16 protein-coding genes are annotated in these 19,519 nt (G+C 70.2%); 8 read left to right on the top strand and 8 right to left on the bottom strand.

The window, feature by feature from the left end; all coding sequences use genetic code 11:
* Positions 1-272: 272 nt before the first annotated feature.
* Both ACTMVF_RS26730 and ACTMVF_RS26725 read right to left on the bottom strand, forming a co-directional pair.
* Positions 273-1,400 (bottom strand): family 2 encapsulin nanocompartment cargo protein polyprenyl transferase, encoded by a 1,128-nt coding sequence (locus ACTMVF_RS26730; protein WP_441273650.1) that lies wholly within the window; start codon positions 1,398-1,400, stop codon positions 273-275.
* Positions 1,401-1,553: 153 nt separating this feature from the next.
* Complete coding sequence (locus ACTMVF_RS26725; RefSeq protein ID WP_441273649.1) at positions 1,554-2,960, bottom strand: family 2B encapsulin nanocompartment shell protein; 1,407 nt, start codon at positions 2,958-2,960, stop codon at positions 1,554-1,556.
* Between the two features lie 317 nt (positions 2,961-3,277).
* On the opposite strand from ACTMVF_RS26725, the gene ACTMVF_RS26720 reads away from it, so the two are divergent.
* Both ACTMVF_RS26720 and ACTMVF_RS26715 read left to right on the top strand, forming a co-directional pair.
* Positions 3,278-3,868 carry an N-acetylmuramoyl-L-alanine amidase gene (locus ACTMVF_RS26720; protein WP_441273648.1) on the top strand — a complete coding sequence of 197 codons (591 nt, stop codon included), beginning with the start codon at positions 3,278-3,280 and terminating at the stop codon, positions 3,866-3,868.
* Positions 3,869-3,932: 64 nt separating this feature from the next.
* Positions 3,933-4,838, top strand: coding sequence for a 1-aminocyclopropane-1-carboxylate deaminase/D-cysteine desulfhydrase (locus ACTMVF_RS26715; protein ID WP_441273647.1), 906 nt, complete (start codon positions 3,933-3,935; stop codon positions 4,836-4,838).
* Here the strand turns inward: ACTMVF_RS26715 and fxsT are convergent.
* Positions 4,835-7,735, bottom strand: coding sequence for an FxSxx-COOH system tetratricopeptide repeat protein (fxsT, locus tag ACTMVF_RS26710; protein WP_441273646.1), 2,901 nt, complete (start codon positions 7,733-7,735; stop codon positions 4,835-4,837). The genes ACTMVF_RS26715 and fxsT overlap by 4 nt on opposite strands.
* 99 nt (positions 7,736-7,834) lie before the next feature.
* Complete coding sequence (locus ACTMVF_RS26705; protein ID WP_441273645.1) at positions 7,835-9,430, bottom strand: Na+/H+ antiporter; 1,596 nt, start codon at positions 9,428-9,430, stop codon at positions 7,835-7,837.
* 232 nt (positions 9,431-9,662) lie between these two features.
* Between ACTMVF_RS26705 and ACTMVF_RS26700 the strand changes: the two genes are divergently transcribed.
* The 3 genes from ACTMVF_RS26700 (at position 9,663) to ACTMVF_RS26690 (ending at position 11,734) form a co-directional block, all read left to right on the top strand.
* On the top strand, positions 9,663-9,923 hold the full coding sequence (locus tag ACTMVF_RS26700; protein WP_441273644.1) for a UBP-type zinc finger domain-containing protein: 261 nt from the start codon (positions 9,663-9,665) through the stop codon (positions 9,921-9,923).
* Positions 9,924-10,172: 249 nt separating this feature from the next.
* Positions 10,173-10,586: an anti-sigma regulatory factor gene (locus ACTMVF_RS26695; RefSeq protein ID WP_004925829.1), complete on the top strand. Its 414-nt coding sequence runs from the start codon at positions 10,173-10,175 to the stop codon at positions 10,584-10,586.
* A gap of 17 nt (positions 10,587-10,603) precedes the next feature.
* Positions 10,604-11,734, top strand: coding sequence for an RNA polymerase sigma factor SigF (locus ACTMVF_RS26690; protein WP_441273813.1), 1,131 nt, complete (start codon positions 10,604-10,606; stop codon positions 11,732-11,734).
* A gap of 16 nt (positions 11,735-11,750) precedes the next feature.
* Here the strand turns inward: ACTMVF_RS26690 and ACTMVF_RS26685 are convergent, their stop codons facing one another.
* Positions 11,751-12,197 (bottom strand): hypothetical protein, encoded by a 447-nt coding sequence (locus ACTMVF_RS26685; protein WP_441273643.1) that lies wholly within the window; start codon positions 12,195-12,197, stop codon positions 11,751-11,753.
* Between the two features lie 370 nt (positions 12,198-12,567).
* Between ACTMVF_RS26685 and ACTMVF_RS26680 the strand changes: the two genes are divergently transcribed.
* Positions 12,568-13,536, top strand: a complete 969-nt coding sequence (locus ACTMVF_RS26680; RefSeq protein ID WP_441273642.1) for a diacylglycerol/lipid kinase family protein — start codon at positions 12,568-12,570, stop codon at positions 13,534-13,536.
* 319 nt (positions 13,537-13,855) lie between these two features.
* Complete coding sequence (locus tag ACTMVF_RS26675; protein WP_006142322.1) at positions 13,856-14,113, top strand: WhiB family transcriptional regulator; 258 nt, start codon at positions 13,856-13,858, stop codon at positions 14,111-14,113.
* A gap of 257 nt (positions 14,114-14,370) precedes the next feature.
* On the opposite strand, the gene ACTMVF_RS26670 is transcribed toward ACTMVF_RS26675, so the two are convergent.
* Together ACTMVF_RS26670 and ACTMVF_RS26665 are read right to left on the bottom strand one after the other, a co-directional pair.
* Positions 14,371-15,837, bottom strand: a complete 1,467-nt coding sequence (locus ACTMVF_RS26670) for a sensor histidine kinase (protein ID WP_441273812.1) — start codon at positions 15,835-15,837, stop codon at positions 14,371-14,373.
* Positions 15,838-16,260: 423 nt separating this feature from the next.
* The gene (locus ACTMVF_RS26665; RefSeq protein WP_441273641.1) at positions 16,261-16,902 is read right to left on the bottom strand and encodes a TetR/AcrR family transcriptional regulator; all 642 of its coding nucleotides are present in this window, start codon (positions 16,900-16,902) and stop codon (positions 16,261-16,263) included.
* Between the two features lie 183 nt (positions 16,903-17,085).
* Between ACTMVF_RS26665 and nagB the strand changes: the two genes are divergently transcribed.
* On the top strand, positions 17,086-17,871 hold the full coding sequence (gene nagB / locus ACTMVF_RS26660) for a glucosamine-6-phosphate deaminase (protein WP_441273640.1): 786 nt from the start codon (positions 17,086-17,088) through the stop codon (positions 17,869-17,871).
* 163 nt (positions 17,872-18,034) lie between these two features.
* Here nagB and ACTMVF_RS26655 read toward each other — a convergent pair whose 3' ends face one another.
* Positions 18,035-19,519, bottom strand: coding sequence for a glycoside hydrolase family 3 protein (locus ACTMVF_RS26655; protein WP_441273639.1), 1,485 nt, complete (start codon positions 19,517-19,519; stop codon positions 18,035-18,037).

Below are 19,519 nucleotides of genomic sequence, written 5' to 3'. Positions count from 1 at the left end.
CCGGCCTTGATCGTAGGGCGATCGGAGCGGGCGTGCCGTCCGCGGAACGACTTTGTCGAGATCTGTCCGGTACACCGGGACGGCACGCCGGCCGGTACGCGCACCGGCACACAGGAACGGGCCCCGCACACCGTGGGGATGTGCGGGACCCGCCGGTCCGGAGCCGCCCGGCGGCCGTACGGGGTCAGGAACCGTACGGCCCGAGGGCTCCGGGGTCTCGACGACCGTCGGCCGCCGCGGCCGGACGATGCGGACTTCGGCTGCCGCGGCCCTCAGTTGCTGCGCCGCGTCACGTACTCCGCGAGGGCCAGCAGTCCACCCGCCCGCTCCGGGTCGGGGACCGCGCGGGCCAGTTCCTGCATGGCGCGGGCCATCCGGTCGGCGGCCTGGGCCTGCGCCCAGTCACGGCCACCCGCCCGCTCGACGGCGAGGGCGGTCGACTGCAGGTCCTCCTTGTCGTATGGCATCTCGTACAGCGCGGCCAGTTCCGCCGCCGCCGGACCGCCGGAGGTCAGCGCGGCGACGACCGGCAGCGACTTCTTGCGGGCGGCGAGGTCCGCGCCGGCCGGTTTGCCGGTGTGGCTCGGGTCGCCCCATATGCCGATCACGTCGTCGATGAGCTGGAAGGCGAGCCCGGCCTCCCGGCCGAACGCGTCCAGCGCCGCCACGTCCTCGTCCGCCGCGCCCGCGTACAGCGCGCCGATGGCGCAGGCGCACCCCAGCAGCGCGCCGGTCTTGGCCTCGGCCATGCCGAGCACCTCGTCCAGGCCTACGTCGCCGGGGCCCCGCTTCTCCATCGCCGTGTCCGCGTGCTGGCCGGCGCACAGCTCGACGACGCAGGACGCGAGGCGGGCGGCGGCGGCCGTGGACGCCGGGTGCGGGTCCTCGGCGAGCAGCCGCAGGGCCAGCGCCTGGAGCGCGTCCCCGGCGAGGATCGCGTCGGCGTCGCCGAACACCGTCCAAACGGTGGGCCGGTGCCGACGGGTGGTGTCCCGGTCCATCACGTCGTCGTGCAACAGCGTGAAGTTGTGCACCAGTTCCACCGCCACAGCGGCCCGTACAGCCGCCGCGCGTGCCTCCGGTCCGCCGAGCGCGGCGGCCGCGGTGAGCACGAGGGCGGGACGGATCGCCTTGCCCGCGTTGTCCGCCGCCGGGGTGCCGTCCGGGTGCTCCCAGCCGAAGTGGTAGCGCGCGATCCGGCGCATGGAGGGCGGCAACGACTCGATGGCGGCACGCAGTTCGGGGTCGACCGACGCCCGGACGTGCTCCAGGATCACCGCCGCCTCGGGCCCGTCGAGCGGACCCGCCCCGCCGTCCATGTCGGTCGTGATCGGCCTTCGCCTTTCGCGCGTCTCGGTGGACGGCCGCGCCCCGGCGGGGCGCTGCGCGGTCTCCGTCATGAACTCATACACGGCATCGCCTCGGAGAGTCGGCGGACGGTGGCCCTTCCACTACGGCTGGGCGCCTACCCCGAGGGCGTACCCACGCGGAGAGCGCGGGACACGACGTACGAGCGGCGGCACTTCGGGCGGAGAGGGGCCGGGCGGGACAGGTCACCGCCAGCGCCCGATCTCGACGTTCTCCAGCACGCCGAGGGCGTCCGGCACCAGGACCGCGGCCGAGTAGTAGGCCGTCACCAGGTACTTGATGATGGCCTGTTCGTTGATGCCCATGAAGCGGCAGGACAGGCTCGGCTCGATCTCGTCCGGGATGCCGGCCTGCTGGAGCCCGATGACACCCTGCTCCGCCTCGCCGGTACGCATGGCGATGATCGAGGTCGTACGGGCCTCGGTGACCGGGATCTTGTTGCACGGGTAGATCGGGACACCACGCCAGGTGGGGATGCGGTTGCCGGCGATCTCGATGGTCTCGGGGACCAGCCCGCGCTTGTTCAGCTCACGCCCGAAGGCGGAGATCGCGCGCGGGTGGGCGAGGAACAGTTTGGTGCCGCGCCGCCGGCAGAGCAGCTCGTCCATGTCGTCGGGGCTGGGCACGCCGTCGTGCGGCTGGAGCCGCTGGTCGTACTCGCAGTTGTTGAGCAGCCCGAACTCGCGGTTGTTGATGAGCTCGTGCTCCTGGCGCTCCTTCAGGGCCTCCACGGTCAGCCGGAGCTGCTGCTCGGTCTGGTTCATGGGCTGGTTGTAGAGGTCGGCCACGCGTGTGTGGATGCGCAGCACGGTCTGGGCCACGCTCAGTTCGTACTCACGGGGCCTGGCCTCGTAGTCGACGAAGGTGTGCGGGATGTCGGGCTCGCCGCTGTGGCCGGCGGCGAGGTCGATCTCCTTCTCGCCGTACTTGTTGGTGCGCTGTTCGGGGATGGCCCGCAGCTGTTCGAGGTGCTCGCGCAGGGAGTCGGCGCGCTCGGCGATCTGCTCGACATCCTGGCGGGACAGGACGAGCACCGTGCACGCGGTGACCGCGCGGGCCGTGTACTCCCAGATCGCGTCCGAGTCGAGCAGCGCCTGCTCACCGAGGTAGGCCCCGTCGGCGAGGACCCCCAGGGACTCGTCCTCCCCGTACGGACCGGTGCCGATCTTCTCCACCCTGCCGTGCGCCAGGAGGTACACCTCGTCGGTCTGGCTGCCGAACGAGGCGATCAGGTTCCCCGCCGCGAACTCCCGCTGCTGGCAGCGCTGGGCGAGCTCGGCCAGCACCTCTTCGTCCTCGTACGACCGCAGCGCGGGCAGTTCGGTCAGCTCGGCGGGGATGACCTCGACCCGGTCGCCGGTCTTCACGAACGTGATACGGCCGTCTCCGACGGCGTAGGTCAGACGCCGGTTCACCCGGTACGTGCCGCCCTGCACATTCACCCATGGCAGCATGCGCAGCAGCCAACGGGAGCTGATCTCCTGCATCTGCGGCGCGGACTTGGTGGTGGTGGCCAGGTTCCGCGCCGCCGCTGTGCCCAGACTCTGCTGCGGCTTGTCCTGCTCCGTGCGGACCTCTTCGCCTACCGACATAAGGAATTGCCCTCCCGGTCGTGCACCGACGCCGATCTGGCGCCACGCATCGCGATCTGCACGTCCGAGCCTTCCATCACGGAGGGGGCCAGTGCTATTACACGAAAGAGCGGGAATGGATCAACGGTTTGCTGGGCAAATAGTGGGCTCTCGTCCACTCGTGGAACCCGCGGCGGCCGCCCCGCTCAAGCTGCGGAGATGTCCGAAATGACTCGCACGCCGTGCGATTCGAGGAGTCCCGTCTGCCCGTTTTCGGTAAGTCACCGATACGAGCCGGCCGCGCACGGCGGCCGACGCACGGCACGAAGGAGGCGGTCATGGCCTCACCCATGTCCGCGAGCAGATTCCTGGAGAGACTCCGGGCGGAGGGCGCGACGGTCGTCGAGGTCGGCGACTGGGAGCACCACAACCGCAACCACGTCGGCCCGTGGGGGCCCGTCCACGGCGTGATGATCCACCACACGGTGACCAAGGGCAGCGCGCACACCGTGGAACTCTGCCGCAACGGCTACGAAGGGCTGCCCGGCCCCCTGTGCCACGGCGTCATCACCAAGGACGGCAGGGTCCACCTCGTCGGCTACGGCCGCGCCAACCACGCCGGACTCGGCGACGACGACGTACTGCGCGCGGTCATCGCGGAAAAGGCCCTGCCTCCCGACAACGAGGCCAACACCGACGGCAACCGCCATTTCTACGGCTTCGAGTGCGAGAACCTGGGTGACGGACAGGATCCGTGGCCGGAGCCCCAACTGGAGGCGATCGAACGGGTCTCGGCAGCCGTTTGCCGCCATCACGGATGGACGGAGCGGTCGGTGATCGGGCATCTGGAGTGGCAGCCGGGGAAGGTGGATCCGCGGGGATTCACGATGGCGTGGATGCGGGAGCGGATCCGGGAGCGGCTGAAGTAGGACAGGCTGCGGGAGCAGCGCGAACAGGGCAGCCGTACCGCCGGGGCCGGGCGACAATGGCCAGGTGACCGGCCCCGACCTCAGCGCACTCCGCCCCCGGCTCCCCTCCCCCTTGCAGGAGGCGGCCGACGGGCGGTTCACGCGTCGTGGCGTCCGGCTGCTCCTCAAGCGCGACGACCTGATCCACCCGGAGCTGATCGGCAACAAGTGGCGCAAGCTCGCGCCGAACCTGACGGCCGCGGCCGGTCGCCCGATCGTCACCTTCGGCGGCGCCTACTCCAACCACCTGCGCGCCACCGCCGCGGCCGGCCGACTCCTCGGCGTGCCCACGGTCGGCGTGGTGCGCGGCCAGGAACTGGCCGAACGGCCACTGAATCCATCGCTCGCGCGGTGCGTGGCCGACGGTATGCGGCTGCATTTCGTCGACAGGTCGACGTACCGCCGCAAGACCGACCCTGAAACGCAGACGGCCGTCCTGCGCGCGGCGGGCGCGGAGGAGGCGTACGTCGTCCCGGAAGGCGGTAGCAACACCCTGGCCGTACGGGGGTGCCGAGCGCTCGGCGAGGAGCTGCGCGGTCAGGCCGACGTCGTCGCGATCGCGTGCGGCACGGGCGGGACGCTGGCCGGCCTCGCCGCGGGGCTCGACCCCGGTCAGCGGGCCCTCGGCATCCCCGTCCTCAAGGGCGGCTTCCTCGGCGACGACATACGGGGCCTGCAGGCCGAGGCGTTCGGCGGTCCGCGCGGTGACTGGCGGCTGGACGAGCGGTTCCATTTCGGCGGGTACGCCCGGACGTCGCCCGAACTCGACGCCTTCGCGGAGGACTTCGAGGAACGGCATGGGGTGCCGGTCGAGCGTCTCTATGTCGCCAAATTGCTTTATGGGTTGGTGGCGTTGGTGGAGGAAGGGGCGTTCGGGGTGGGGGACGTGGTGGTTGCCGTGGTGACCGGGGCGCCGTTCGGCGGTGACTAGCGGGACTTTCTCCTGAAGCGACGCTGCGTCGTCTTCTTCGCTGTCAGTTTCTGGGCTTTGCGATGCAGCCCCATTTGCCTGTACGCATCCGCGAGGGATCGGGTGGTGGCCTGGGTGTCTTGGTGGTCGTCACCGAGAATGCGGCGCTGACGGGTACGCACGTCGTCCAGCAACTCCGCGCCCTCTGCGGGAGAGCGCAGCTGGCACATGGCGACGCCTAGGACGCGAGCCGACTTGAGGGTCTCGGGGTGGTCCTCGCCAAGGACGCGGCGACGCCGGGCGACAACGTCCGCGAGCATGCGATGGGCTTCTTTGTAGTCACGCAACCCCTGCTGGGAAAGAGCCAGGGACTCCACGGAGTTCAGGGTTTCCGGGTGATCCGGCCCCAGAACGCGGCGCCGCCAGGCGACAACGTCCGCGAGCATGCGGCGGGACTCTTCGTAGTCACGCATCATCCTCAGGGTGACCGCGAGAGCATAGGCGGTCATGAAAATGTCGGGGTGATCGTTGCCGAAGGCACGACGACGCCGGGCGAGGACGTCCTCGAGCATGCTCCGAGCCTCGCTGTGGTTGCCCATGAGATTCAGGGTGATGGCCAGCCACTGAACAGCGTTAAGGGTCACGGGGTGATCGTCGCCCAGAGTGCTCCGGCATCTGTCCCGCGTCTCCTCCTGCAGTCGGCGGGCCCCGGTCACGTCGCCGAGCCCACGGCGGGCTTCGGCGACATTCAGAGCGCACTGGAGTGTGGCGGGATGGTCGTCGCCGAGAGCTGCACGCCTGCGCGCCAGTGTGTCCTCGTGCAGGTCGCGTGATGCGACGTACTCACCCAACCTGGCGAAGGCCACAGCCAGATTACTGGCGGACTGAAGGGTCTCGGGGTGCTCGTCACCAAGAACACGGCGCCGACGGGCCAGCGTGTCCTCGGCGATGGCCCATGCCTCCCGATACTCACCGAGGAAGGAGAGAATCACGGCGAAGTCGTTGGCGGACTGCAGCGTGTCGGGGTCGTCGTCTCCCAGCGTCCGACGGCGGCGCACGAGGGCGTCCTCGATGATCAGCCGGGCCCCTTGGAGGTCGCCGAGGTCCGATGTCGCGTGGCCAAGGTACTGCGTGCAGGTCAGCACGTCGGGATGGTCGGGGCCCGACTCCGCGGTCCACGCCTCTCGCAGGGTGGTGGCGAGCTCGGCGGCGGTCCGCGGCTGGGCGCTGCGTATCAGGAAGTTCACCGCGTTGCGGAGCACCGGGCGCAACTCGGTCCGGTGGGTGACGTCGAGGTGCCGCGACCAGAGGTGCGAAGTCAGGCTCGCCCAAGTCGGCCAGTCGGCCGGCGATTCGGGATCCCCCGGATCGACTTTTGCCAGGACGGCCGCCGCGTCGTCGTGGATCGCCTCGGCCCGCGCCGGGTCGACCTGGTCCCGCAGGACGGCCTGGGTCAGGCGATGGAGCTGCAGGGCCTCTCCATCGATGCGGGCGAGGCCGTAGCGGCGCAGCGGTTCCAGCGCGGCCCGCGTCCATAGCGGGTCGTGGGGATCTCCCGGAATCGTGGACAACCGCGGCCGCGCGTTCACCAACCACTCGGTGGGAATCGGCTCGGGCCCGAGGAACGCCGCGATCCGGAGCAGCGCCGCCGCGTCGGGGTGCCGGTCGTCGAGGCCCTCGACGGCGATGCCGACCGCGGCGGCCAGCGGCACCGGATAGTCGGGGACGTCACCCTCGCGCAGGATCCGGCTCGTGCTGTCGTTCAGGAGCCGCCGATAGTGGTCAACGGGCGTGCCGGTCTCGATCACGCCGGCGGCCTGGGCGAGCGCCAGCGGTAGGTCACCGAGGTCCTGCGCGAGGGTGTCCGCCTGTATCTCGGTGATACCCGAGATCCGGGTCCGCAGGTACGCGAGCGAGTCCGCCCGCGAGAACACGTCGAGCGCCGTCGGGCGGGCCAGGCGGCGCCAGTTGGGGTTGCGTGAGGTGATCAGGACGTGTCCGGGGCCCTCGGGCAGCCACGGCTCGATCTGGTCGGGGTCCTCCGCGTTGTCGAGGATGATCAGCCAGCGGGGCCGGGTACGCAGATGGTGCAGCAGCATCCGGGCGTTGTGCTCGGCACCGGCCTCGGGCAGGGCGACGCCGATCCGGTCGGCCAGCTCCGTGTAATGGATCGGGATCTGGTCACTCTGCTCCGCGTCGATCCACCACACCAGGTCGTACTGGCTGGCGAACCGGTGGGCGTACTCCAGGGCGATCTGCGTCTTGCCGATCCCGCCCATGCCGTGCAGCGCGTACACGACGGACTGCCGCCCGCTGAGCAGACCGTCCCGGAGCTCGACCATCTGGGCCTCGCGCCCGGAGAAGTCGCGGTTGCGGCGGCGTACGTTCCACACCTCGGGCTCGTCACCGTCGCCGGGCAGTGCCGGCCTGGGCCCCTCGGGCACCGCGGGCTCGGCAGATCCGTCCGGCGCGTCGGCGAGGCCCCCCGGAAACGCCGGACGCTCGGTCGGCCGCCCCTTCCCGCTCACCGCGGCCCGCAATGCCTCGATGGCCGCGGCCTCGTCCAGCCCGTGCAGTTGCGTGCGCACCTTCGCGGCGAACATGGGATCGACGTCGTGGTTGGTCAGGGGTTCCACCGCGAGCGGAAGAACCCGGTCCCGGCGGGCAACGACCGCGGACCGCTCCTCCTGGGTCCAACGCCCGTCCTCGAAGTACGACTTGGAGAACAGAGCGACGACGGCGTCCGCCTTCTCCAGCCCGTCATCCATCCGCTGGACGAAGTCGTCCCCGGTCCGCCAGTCCCACACGTCGAGCTCGACGCGATGGCCATCCCGTTCGAGATGCCACCCCACCCACTCGGCCCACAGCCGGTCCGCCCCCGCGTAACTGATGAAGAACCGCTGTGAGGTGCCGGCCATCGAGCCCCCCGAGTCACCCAGTGCCGATCGTGTCCCTCCTATGATCCACCGTCAGAGGCGCACGCGGGTAGGGAAATGCGTACGCCGCCCTCCGGCCGCTCACCCTGCTTCCCGATAGGCCGCCGCCTCCTCCAGGTCCAGTCTGCGCAGCAACGTCCGCAGCATCTCGTCATCGATATATCGACCGTCCCGCAGCTTCACGAACACCGCGCGCTCGGCGCCGATCACCTCACGGGACAGCCGCCGGTAGGTGTCGTCGACGGACTCTCCGGTGACCGGGTTGGCCTGGCCCAGGCGTTCCCAGACGGAGTTGCGGCGCCGTTCCAGGACGGCACGCAGGCGGTCGGCCAGCGGGCCCGGGAGGGCGTTGCGTTCGTCGGAGAGGAGTTCCTCCAGGCGGAGCTCGGCGACGCGGGAGGCCTGCGCCTGGGCGTTCGCCTCCGCGAGGGTCTCGGCCTGTGCGTCCCGGCCGGGGAGTCTCAGCAGGCGGATCAGCGGCGGCAGCGTCACGCCCTGGACGACCAGCGTGCCGATGACCGTCGTGAAGGTCAGGAAGAGGATGAGGTTGCGCTCGGGGAACGGCTCGCCGCCGTGCACGGTGAGCGGGATCGAGAAGGCGATGGCCAGCGAGACCACGCCGCGCATCCCGGCCCACGAGATGATGAACGGCCCCTTCCAGGTCGGGTTGTCCTCACGCTCCCGGATCCGCGCCGACAGCATGCGTGGCAGGAACATCGCCGGATACACCCACACGAACCGCGAGACGACGACCACGGCGAAGACGACGACCGCGTACCAGGCGGCGCGCCCGCCCTCGTACTCCCCGAGGCCCTTGAGAACCACCGGCAACTGCAGTCCGATGAGCGCGAACACCGCCGACTCCAGCACGAACGCGACCATCTTCCACACCGCCTCCTCCTGGAGCCGGGTGGCGAAGTCGACCTCCCACGCGCGGTGCCCCAGGTACAGCGCGACGACCACGACCGCCAGCACTCCGGAGGCGTGCACCTGCTCGGCGGCCGCGTACGCGACGAACGGGATGAGCAGCGAGAGCGTGTTCTGCAGCAGCGCTTCCTTCACATGCGTGCGCAGCCAGTGGAGCGGCACCATCAGCACCAGCCCCATCCCGATGCCGCCGAGCGCCGCGAGCAGGAACTCGCCGATGCCGCCGGCCCAGGTGGCGCCCTCTCCGACGGCGGCCGCGAGCGCCACGCGGTAGGCGGTGATCGCGGTGGCGTCGTTCACCAGGGACTCGCCCTGCAGGATCGTGGTGATCCGGGACGGCAGCCCCACCCGGCGCGCGACCGCCGTCGCCGCGACCGCGTCCGGCGGCGCCACCACCGCGCCCAGCACCAGCGCCGCGGTCAGCGGCAGATCCGGCACGACGAGATACGCGGCCCAGCCGACGGTGAAGGTCGCGAAGAGCACGTACCCCACCGACAGCAGCATCACGGGCCGCATCTGGGCCCGCAGATCGAGATACGAACTGTCCGTCGCCGCGGTGTGCAGCAGCGGAGGCAGCACCAGGGGCAGGACGATGTGCGGGTCGAGGGTGTAGTCGGGCACGCCCGGGACGTACGACACCGCGAGGCCTGCGGCGACGAGCAGCAGCGGCGCCGGCACGGGGGACCGCCGGGCGGCCGCGGCCACCGCGGCACTGCCCGCCACCAGCAACAGCAGCGGCATCACGTCCATGCTTCTCGCCCGCCCTCGTCCGTCACGGTGCCCACGCGCGCGTGCACCGCGGCACGGCCGCCCCCGCCCCTCGTCGTCCGCACGCGCACGTGTGCCGCCGTCTTCCGCCCGCGCTCGCTCATGGTCTGCGCCCGCCCCCGCTCATCCGTCGTGGACCGCACTTGATCATCGCCGTACGCCCGCCCTCGTTTTTCCGCGCGGCCATCCTCGCGGCCGTCGTAACCTGGCAATCATGAAACAGTGCACGCACGCCGACGCGCTGCCGCACCCGGAACCCGTGGCGCTGAACGAGACGTGCCCGGAGTGTCTGGCGGACGGCATGCACCCCGTACAACTGCGGCTCTGTCTCAGCTGCGGGCATGTCGGCTGCTGCGACTCCTCGCCGGGGAGGCATGCGACGGAACACCACAAGAAGTCCGGTCACCCGGTGATGCGGACCTTCGAGCCGGGCGAGGAATGGCGTTGGTGCTTCGTGGACCACGTACTCGTGTGACCCTGGATCCGGACGGTTCGACCGTCTGACGTCTGGGTACGTCAACCCGGCGCGCGCTCTTCCCAATTGGAGCCGCAGACCCCTAGACACGGAGCGTATCCACAGGTTTACTGTGAGTGACGGCAAGGGGTTGGGGTCCTGGGGACAGGAAAGTTCAGAGCGCGATAGCGTCACCGCTGAACCACACATCGCGTTACCCCGGGGGGCGACCCTCGGCCCCGAGAAGCTTGTACCACCTTGGAGGTGAGGGTGTCCCAGATCGCAGGCGAGCCCGCGACCCAGGACTTCGTGGAAGTCCGGCTGCCGGCCGCGGGTGCCTACCTGTCGGTGCTGCGTACGGCCACTGCCGGCCTCGCGGCCCGTTTGGACTTCACCCTCGACGAGATCGAGGACCTGCGCATCGCGGTGGACGAGGCGTGCGCGATCCTGCTCCAGCAGGCCGTGCCCGGCTCGGTGCTCAGCTGTGTGTTCCGGCTCGTCGACGACTCGCTCGAGGTCACCGTCTCGGCCCCGACCACGGACGGCCACGCGCCTTCCAGGGACACCTTCGCCTGGACCGTGCTGTCCGCCCTCGCGGGCAAGGTCTCCTCCGCCGTGGACGAGGACAAAACCGTTTCGATCAGCCTCTACAAACAGCGCGGCGCGGGACCCGGGCCGGCGTGAGGAACGGGGACGGGCCGGTGCGGGACGAAGAGCGCGGCACACGAGAGCTGTCGGACGGCACTCCCCCCTGCTCGGACGGAGCCGAGAGCCTGGGGGTGGGCCCGAGCGGTCCGAGCGGTGCCCGGCGCGTGGTGGGCGGCATCGACGGCATCCCCGAGCAGGCCCGGCCACACCCGGAGGACGACTCCGCGGAGGCCGGCTTCCTGGACGGCGGTCGGGATGACGAAGGCTCCGTGCAGGGCGCGCCTCCGGGCGGCGGGAGCGGGGTCTCCCCCGTCCGTGCGGAGGCGAGGGCTCGGGAGAGGGCAACGGGCGGGACGATGAGCGAGCACGAGCGAAACGCCGGGGACGAGGCGATGGGCGCGCACAGCGTGCAGGCCACGCAGCACGACCATCAGGACCGCAGCGGGGCGCGCGCCATGTTCGTCGAGCTGCGCAAGCTGCAGGACGGCAGCGCCGAGTACGCGGAACTGCGCAATCAGCTGGTCCGTATGCACCTGCCGCTCGTCGAGCACCTCGCGCGCCGCTTCCGCAACCGCGGTGAGCCGCTGGACGACCTCACCCAGGTCGCCACCATCGGCCTGATCAAGTCGGTCGACCGCTTCGACCCGGAGCGCGGCGTCGAGTTCTCGACCTACGCGACCCCGACGGTCGTCGGCGAGATCAAGCGGCACTTCCGGGACAAGGGCTGGGCGGTGCGGGTGCCGAGGCGCCTGCAGGAGCTGCGCCTCGCCCTGACGACGGCCACGGCCGAGCTGTCCCAGCAGCACGGCCGCTCTCCCACCGTCCATGAACTCGCCGAGAAGCTCGCAATCTCGGAGGAGGAGGTCCTGGAGGGCCTGGAGTCCGCCAACGCGTACTCCACGCTGTCCCTGGACGTCCCCGACACGGACGACGAGTCCCCCGCGGTCGCGGACACGCTGGGCGCGGAGGACGAGGCGCTGGAGGGCGTCGAGTACCGCGAGTCACTCAAGCCGCTGCTCGAAGACCTCCCGCCGCGCGAGAAGCGGATCCTGTTGCTGCGGTTCTTCGGCAACATGACCCAGTCGCAGATCGCGCAGGAGGTCGGGATCTCCCAGATGCACGTGTCCCGACTGCTGGCGCGGACGCTGGCGCAGCTGCGGGAGAAGCTACTGGTGGAGGAGTGACGGTCAGGCCGGAGTACTACTCCTGATCCGGGGCGCTGCCGGGCCCCCGGATTCCGAGGGCCCGGGTCGTCTCCTGGTTGATCAGGAACACGAGCGTGGCGATCGCGGCCGCCGCGATCGCGATGCCCGCCGGGATCGCGATGCTGTCGGCCTGGAGCAGGCTGTAGGCCACCGGCAGGGCCAGGATCTGCGTGATGACGGACGGCCCCCGACTCCAGCTGCGCTGGGCGAACAGGCCCCGCGCGGCGAGCAGCGGCAGCAGCGCGAGCACGATCAGGGTCACGCCGAGGGTGACGGCCTGCTGCCGGTCGTCCGGATCACCGGCAAGACCAAGGACGAACACCCAGACGCCCCCGACGGCGAGCGCCAGCCCTTCGAGTGCGGTGAGTACCGCCGCGTACGTCAGCCGCCGCGGGCGCGGACCGGCGGTTTCCGGGGTGGTGGGGGTCTGCTCCTTGGTCACCCCTGAAGGGTAGCCCTCCGCCACATCGCCCCCGCCGCCCCTACCCGCCCCATCCTGGAGGGGCTCTGCCCCCTGGGCCCCCGCTCCTCAAACGCCGGGGGGCTGAATTTCAGCCCGTCTGGGGGTGCCCCGTCTGGGGGTGTCCCCTCTGGGGGGAGTTTGAGGACGAGGCCCGTTCAGGGCCGAAGCGGGGTCTGGGGGCCTCAGGCCCCAGCAGGGCCGGCGCCGACGCCGCTCACCTCGCAGCGGACGGCATCAATACACGCGGCCCAACCGACGGAGTCCCCCGTGTTGAGACTCACGCGCGATGTCTTACTTGATCCCTACCTCGCCCTGTGCCCGGTACCCCCCAGTAGGTACGCTGCAACTCATGCGTGCACTTCTCGTGGTCAATCCGGCAGCAACCACCACAAGCGCACGTACGCGCGATGTCCTGATCCATGCGCTCGCCAGCGAGATGAAGCTCGAGGCGGTCACCACCGAGTACCGCGGCCACGCGCGCGACCTGGGCCGGCAGGCGGCGGACAGCGACGACGTCGACCTGGTGGTCGCCCTCGGCGGCGACGGCACGGTGAACGAGGTCGTCAACGGACTGTTGCACAACGGCCCCGACCCGAAACACCTCCCCCGCCTCGCCGTGGTCCCCGGCGGCTCCACCAACGTCTTCGCCCGCGCACTCGGCCTGCCCAACGACGCCGTGGAGGCGACCGGCGCCCTGCTGGACGCCCTGCGCGAGGGCAGCGAGCGTACGGTCGGCCTGGGCCTGACCTCGGGCACGCCCGGCACCGAGGACGAGGCCGTGCCGGGACGGTGGTTCACCTTCAACGCGGGCCTCGGTTTCGACGCCGGCGTGGTCGGACGGGTCGAGCAGCAGCGCGAGCGCGGCAGAAAGTCCACACACGCGCTCTACGTCCGACAGGCCCTGCGCCAGTTCTTCGGCGAGGCGCACCGCAGGCACGGGACGATCACGCTGGAGCGGCCGGACGCCGAGCCGGTGACCGATCTGGTGCTTTCCATAGTCTCGAACACCTCTCCGTGGACCTTCCTGGGCAATCACCCGATGTACGCGTCACCTAAGGCCTCGTTCGATAAAGGCCTCGACGTACTCGGTCTCAGCCGTATGACGACAGGCGCGGTTGCCCGGTATGGCACCCAGTTGCTCACTTCGTCCCCCGAGCGCGGACCCCATGGAAAGCACGCCGTCTCACTCCACGACCTGGACCGCTTCACCTTGCATTCGAAGGTCCCCTTGCCCCTTCAGATGGACGGCGACCATCTGGGGCTGCGCACGAGCGTGACGTTCACAGGCGTACGCCGTGCACTGCGTGTGATTGTGTGAGCGGAACGGGCTAAAGTCCTTTCACTCGAACGTTTAGGCCAGGATCCACCCCATGGAAGTACGGCTGTGACCTAGTCGACACCGAGGAATCAAAAAAAACTTTCCGGAAGGGGTTGTATCCGCCGCTGAGGTTTGCGAGTCTCTACGTGGCGATCGGGACAGCCCGCAACACCGGCTCCACAGATCACCGGAACCCCTCTTCAAATCACAGGACCTCGCCAGGGAACCTGGCGGTCGGCCCTTCACTTGTTGAGGGATTCGTGAAAGCGTTCACATTCACAAGCAACTTGCACGTAATACACAAGGAGAGGTAGCAGCCATGGACTGGCGTCACAACGCCGTTTGCCGCGAGGAAGACCCCGAGCTCTTCTTCCCCATCGGCAACACCGGTCCTGCGCTGCTGCAGATCGAGGAAGCCAAGGCCGTCTGCCGTCGCTGCCCCGTTATGGATCAGTGTCTGCAGTGGGCGCTCGAGTCCGGCCAGGACTCCGGCGTCTGGGGTGGTCTCAGCGAGGACGAGCGCCGCGCCATGAAGCGCCGCGCCGCCCGCAACCGGGCCCGTCAGGCCTCCGCCTGACAACACCCGCCCCGCAAACAGCCTGAGCTTGGCGGCGCGTACAGCGAGTACGCATCTCCCGCCCCCGAGCCGCAGCGCGCAGTACCCCCGATGCGCAGCAAATGCTGGCAACGAGCATGTTGAGCCCCAGCCCCCTGAACGGGCTGGGGCTCTTTGCTGTCCGGGAGCCGGTGGAGATCAGGCCGTTCACATGTGGTGGGCGTGTGCCGTGCACCACCCTGCCACCGTGGTGCACGGCACACGCCCTCTGCCGACGCTTACTTGTGCGCCCGCACCGGGAGGTCGAGGATCACCCGGGTCCCCCGCTCCGGCGCCGGCACCATGTCGAACGTGCCGCCCAACTCGCCCTCCACCAGCGTCCGTACGATCTGAAGGCCGAGGTTGCCCGCGGTGTGCGGGTCGAAGCCCTCGGGCAGACCCACGCCGTCGTCCTGGACGGTGACCAGGAGGCGGGCCTGCTTCGTCGTGCCGCCGCGGACCGCCGAGACCTCGACCGTGCCGGTGTCGCCCTCGCGGAAGCCGTGCTCCAGAGCGTTCTGCAGGATCTCGGTCAGGACCATCGACAGCGGGGTGGCGACCTCGGCGTCCAGGATGCCGAAGCGGCCGGTGCGCCGGCCGATGACCTTGCCGGGCGAGATCTCGGCGACCATGGCCAGCACCCGGTCGGCGATCTCGTCGAACTCCACACGCTCGTCCAGGTTCTGGGAGAGCGTCTCGTGCACGATCGCGATCGAGCCGACCCGTCGTACCGCCTCTTCGAGGGCCTCGCGGCCGCGGTCGGACTCGATGCGCCTGGCCTGGAGACGGAGCAGGGCGGCCACCGTCTGGAGGTTGTTCTTGACGCGGTGGTGGATCTCCCGGATGGTCGCGTCCTTGGTGATCAACTCACGCTCGCGGCGGCGCAGTTCGGTGACGTCCCGGAGCAGGACCAGCGAACCGATGCGGGTGCCCTTGGGTTTGAGGGGGATCGCCCGGAACTGGATGACTCCGTCGTCCGACTCGATCTCGAACTCGCGGGGCGCCCAGCCGCTGGCGACCTTGGCGAGCGCCTCGTCCACCGGCCCGTGGGTCGGGGCGAGTTCGGCGGTGGTCATGCCCAGGTGGTGGCCTACGAGGTCGGCGGCGAGGCCGAGACGGTGGTAGGCGGACAGTGCGTTCGGGGAGGCGTACTGGACGAGGCCGTCGGCGTCGAGGCGGATCAGGCCGTCGCCGACGCGCGGCGAGGCGTCCATGTCGACCTGCTGGTTGGCGAACGGGAACGAACCGGCCGCGATCATCTGCGCGAGGTCCGAGGCGCTCTGGAGGTAGGTCAGCTCCAGGCGGCTCGGGGTGCGCACGGTCAGCAGGTTGGTGTTGCGCGCGATGACACCCAGGACGCGCCCGTCCCGCCGTACGGGAATCGACTCGACGCGGACCGGCACCTCCTCGCGCCACTCGGGGTCGCCCTCCCGCACGATCCGGCCCTCGTCGAGCGCGGCGTCCAGCATCGGGCGGCGGCCGCGCGGGACGAGGTGGCCGACCATGTCGTCCTGGTACGAGGTCGGGCCGGTGTTGGGTCGCATCTGCGCGACGGACACATAGCGGGTGCCGTCGCTGGTGGGGACCCACAGGACCAGGTCGGCGAAGGAAAGGTCGGAGAGCAGCTGCCACTCCGAGACCAGCAGGTGGAGCCACTCGAGGTCGGAGTCGTCGAGGGCCGTGTGCTGGCGTACGAGTTCGTTCATGGAGGGCACGTGGCCGAGCGTACCTGGCGGTACGGACATGGCTCGAAACCAGCCACTTCAAGGGCTCGCGGGGGCCGAAAACACCCGCGGGCCGCGGCGCCTGGGAGGGACCCTCAACCCTCCCGGCACCGCAGCCCGGAGCAACATCGGCCGTGGGGTGTGCGGTCCCGGTCGGCCGAAGGATGAGGAGCCGGGGCAGTCAGGGCAGAGAGCTCCGGTTCCTCGGTCCGCCTTCCTGTGCGGGGAAGACGGAAGTCGGTGCGTTCTTCTCCTACGCACTCCTTCGCATTGTGGACTAGACCACTCCGGTGTGTCCATGCGTTGGAGCCTGTTTGTTGTTGACGCTTCTTCGCGGGCTGGCGGGCCAGTCGGAGAACCAGTGGGACGCCCCGTCGTCCACCACGCAGCCTAACCCGTGTGGGTTCATGTGCGGGGCCAGTTGGCCATGGCAATTTCCGCGAGCGCCTCCAGTTCCTCCCGGCTCGCCCCGTCGCGCGCCTGTTGTGACATGCCCTGGATCATCGCGCCGGTGTGCCGGGCGAGGGCGGCGGCGTCGGCGCCGGGCGGGAGGGCACCCGTGGCGAGGTCCGCTGCTATACGGCTCCGGATGGCCGCGATGGTGGAGTTGCGCCGGCTCCGTAGCGACTCCTCCACCTCGGGCGTGGAGCAGTTGGTGGCCGCATGGGCAATGAGACAGCCGTGCGGATGGGCCGGATCGGTGTACTCGGCGGCGGCCTCGCGCAGCATCCGCGCCACGGCCGCACGGGCGGTGGGCTCCTCGGCGAGGGCGCGATCGACGAAGGAGCCGTACCGCACGTCGTACGCGCGCACGGCCTCTTCGAACAGGGACTGCTTGTCACCGAAGGCGGCGTACAGGCTGGGGGCGCCGATGTCCATGACGCGTGTGAGGTCGGAGACGGAGGTCGCCTCGTAGCCGTGCTCCCAGAACGCGAGGATCGCCTTCTCCAGGGCGGTCTCGCGGTCGAAGGAGCGGGGGCGGCCGCGGGGTCTGGCCGCCGGGCGGGGCTTCGCTCCGGTCGCCTCGCTCTCCTTGTTGCTCACCATGGGATGCATTTTATAGCGGACGCTAGACAAATGTCGGCGGGGTGATCTACGGTTATTTTTGTAGCGACCACTAGGGAATGTTTCGTCTACCTGGGCCTTGGGACCCCGCTCTGTTAGATTGGTCTAAACCACATGCCCCTTTAGGGTGCCCTTCGAGTCCCTCTCCAGATCGGCAGGCCCAGCGTGGAAGTTGTCATCGTTTCGGACGCCAAGGCGGGTGGCGAGCTGATAGCCGAGGCCATGGCGCGGTTGCTCCGACGCAAGCCCGACGCCGTGCTCGGTGTGGCCACCGGGTCGACGCCGCTGCCCATCTACGCGGCGCTCGCGGCCAAGGTGCGCTCCGGTGCCGTGGACGTCTCACGGGCCCGGATCGCGCAGCTGGACGAGTATGTGGGGCTGCCCGCCGAGCATCCGGAGTCGTATCGGTCCGTGCTGCGGCGCGAGGTGCTGGAGCCGCTCGGGATCGGGATGGACGCGTTCATGGGGCCCGACGGTACGGCCGAGGACGTGCAAGGGGCGTGTGAGGCGTATGACGCGGCGCTGACCGATGCCGGGGGCGTCGATCTGCAGTTGCTCGGGATCGGGACGGACGGGCACATCGGGTTCAATGAGCCGTGTTCGTCGCTGGCGTCGCGGACGCGGATCAAGACGCTGACGGAGCAGACGCGGGTCGACAACGCGCGGTTCTTCGACGGGGACATCGAGCAGGTGCCGCATCACGTGATCACACAGGGCATCGGCACGATTCTTGAGGCGCGGCATCTGGTGTTGCTGGCCACGGGTGAGGGCAAGGCGGATGCGGTTGCGGCGACTGTGGAGGGGCCGGTCGCTGCGGTGTGTCCGGCCTCGGCGTTGCAGTTGCATCCGCATGCGACGGTTGTTGTGGACGAGGGGGCGGCGTCGAAGTTGAAGCTTGCCGATTATTTCCGGCACACCTATGCCAACAAGCCGGAGTGGCAGGGAATTTAGGGGCGGTTCCGTCTGCCGGGTTCGGCTTGTCGCGGGCTGCGGGTAGTGGTGGGCTGGTCGCGCCCGCGCGGCGGAGCCGCATATCGATACAGCCCAGCGCCCCTAAAGGCACTTGAGGCGCCGGTCCCCTTTCAAAGGACCGGCGCCTTCCTCGTCGTAACCGCTACTTCCCCGCGATGACCTCCGCCGCCGCCCGCCCGCACACGCGAGCCGCGCCGTGCGTGGCGAGGTGCAGGGCGCCTCGGGGTGGCGCCTGGGGGACGCCCATTTCGACCACGATCGTGTCGGGGCGGGCCTCCAGCAGGGTGTCCAGGGCACGCCGCATCCAAGGATGCCGGTGTTCGTCGCGGACCACCGCCACGATCCGCAGGTTCCCCGCCGCGTCCAGTGCTTGCCGCCCCGCGTCCTCCCCCGTGAAGGTGCCCGTCTGTGTGCCCGGGAGCAGTCGGGCCAGTTCCGCCGCCACGCCCCAGGGCGTCTCGTCGCCCACGGCGATGTTCGCCACCGGGGTGAGGGCGACGACGTAGGGCGCTTCGGTGAGCGGGGTGAAGTCCGCGGCGCCAGTCGCCTTCAGGGCCCGGCGGGCTGCGACGAGGCCCACGTCCGTTCGGCCCTCGGCGTCGGTCACCGGTGTGGCGGTCGCCGTCCAGCGGGCCAGTTCGCGGACCCGTTCCGCGGCCTCCGCCAGGCGTTCCTCGGGGAGTTCGCCGGAGCGGACCGCCTCGACCAGGGCGTCCCGCAGGCGGCGTACCGTCTCGTCGTCGGCCAGGCCGCCGCCCACGCAGATCGCGTCGGCGCCGGCCGCGATGGCGAGGACGCTGCCGCGTTCGATGCCGTAAGTCGCCGCGATGGCCTGCATCTCCATGCCGTCGGTGACGATCAGGCCGGTGTAGCCGAGGTCGCCGCGCAGGAGGTCGGTCAGGACCGGGCGGGAGAGGGTCGCCGGGTGGTCGGGGTCCAGGGCGGGGATGAGGATGTGCGCGCTCATCACCGCCCGCGTGCCGGCGGCGATCGCCGCGCGGAACGGGGAGAGTTCGCGGTCCGTCAGCACGTCCAGGGCCGCGTCGATGCGCGGGAGCGCGTGGTGGGAGTCGACCGCCGTGTCGCCGTGGCCCGGGAAGTGTTTCGTGCAGGCCGCCACGCCTGCCGACTGGAGGCCGGTGACGTAGGCCGCGGTGTGGCGGGCGACCAGGGCGGTGTCGGCGCCGAAGGAGCGTACGCCGATGACCGGGTTCGCCGGGTTGGAGTTCACGTCCGCCGAGGGGGCCCAGTTGAGGTTGACTCCGCAGGCGGCGAGGCGGCGGCCCAGTTCGGACGCCACCTGCCTCGTCAGCTCCACGTCGTCCACCGCGCCCAGGGCGTGGTTGCCGGGGAAGCTGGAGCCGCACCTCACCTCCAGCCTCGTCACATCACCCCCCTCCTCGTCGATCGCGACCAGCACGTCGTCCCGTTCGGCGCGCAACTGGGCTGTCAGGGCCGCCAGTTGCTCGGGCGAGGCGATGTTGCGGCCGAACAGGCCGACGGAGGCGAGGCCCTCACCGAGGCGGCGCAGCAGCCAGTCGGGGGCGGTCGTGCCGGTGAAGCCGGGCTGCAGAACGGTCAGGGCATCGCGCGTCAAAGTGTCGGTGGCGCTGGCGATTGTCGTCAT

The organism is Streptomyces sp. SD31 (genome assembly GCF_052068475.1).
Classification (GTDB): domain Bacteria; phylum Actinomycetota; class Actinomycetes; order Streptomycetales; family Streptomycetaceae; genus Streptomyces.
The sequence above is the reverse complement of the archived record's forward strand: the minus strand, read 5'-3'. Positions and strand labels throughout refer to the sequence as shown.

What these genes read in the sequence shown, in the direction of transcription:
- ACTMVF_RS26680 (WP_441273642.1), top strand. Translation starts at nt 12,568, where the DNA reads ATGCGTGCACTTCTCGTGGTCAATCCGGCAGCAACCACCACAAGCGCA.
- ACTMVF_RS26705 (WP_441273645.1), bottom strand. Translation starts at nt 9,430, where the DNA reads ATGGACGTGATGCCGCTGCTGTTGCTGGTGGCGGGCAGTGCCGCGGTG.
- ACTMVF_RS26670 (WP_441273812.1), bottom strand. Translation starts at nt 15,837, where the DNA reads ATGAACGAACTCGTACGCCAGCACACGGCCCTCGACGACTCCGACCTC.
- ACTMVF_RS26700 (WP_441273644.1), top strand. Translation starts at nt 9,663, where the DNA reads ATGAAACAGTGCACGCACGCCGACGCGCTGCCGCACCCGGAACCCGTG.
- ACTMVF_RS26665 (WP_441273641.1), bottom strand. Translation starts at nt 16,902, where the DNA reads ATGGTGAGCAACAAGGAGAGCGAGGCGACCGGAGCGAAGCCCCGCCCG.
- ACTMVF_RS26655 (WP_441273639.1), bottom strand. Translation starts at nt 19,519, where the DNA reads ATGACGACAATCGCCAGCGCCACCGACACTTTGACGCGCGATGCCCTG.
- ACTMVF_RS26720 (WP_441273648.1), top strand. Translation starts at nt 3,278, where the DNA reads ATGGCCTCACCCATGTCCGCGAGCAGATTCCTGGAGAGACTCCGGGCG.
- ACTMVF_RS26730 (WP_441273650.1), bottom strand. Translation starts at nt 1,400, where the DNA reads ATGACGGAGACCGCGCAGCGCCCCGCCGGGGCGCGGCCGTCCACCGAG.
- ACTMVF_RS26725 (WP_441273649.1), bottom strand. Translation starts at nt 2,960, where the DNA reads ATGTCGGTAGGCGAAGAGGTCCGCACGGAGCAGGACAAGCCGCAGCAG.
- fxsT (WP_441273646.1), bottom strand. Translation starts at nt 7,735, where the DNA reads ATGGCCGGCACCTCACAGCGGTTCTTCATCAGTTACGCGGGGGCGGAC.
- ACTMVF_RS26675 (WP_006142322.1), top strand. Translation starts at nt 13,856, where the DNA reads ATGGACTGGCGTCACAACGCCGTTTGCCGCGAGGAAGACCCCGAGCTC.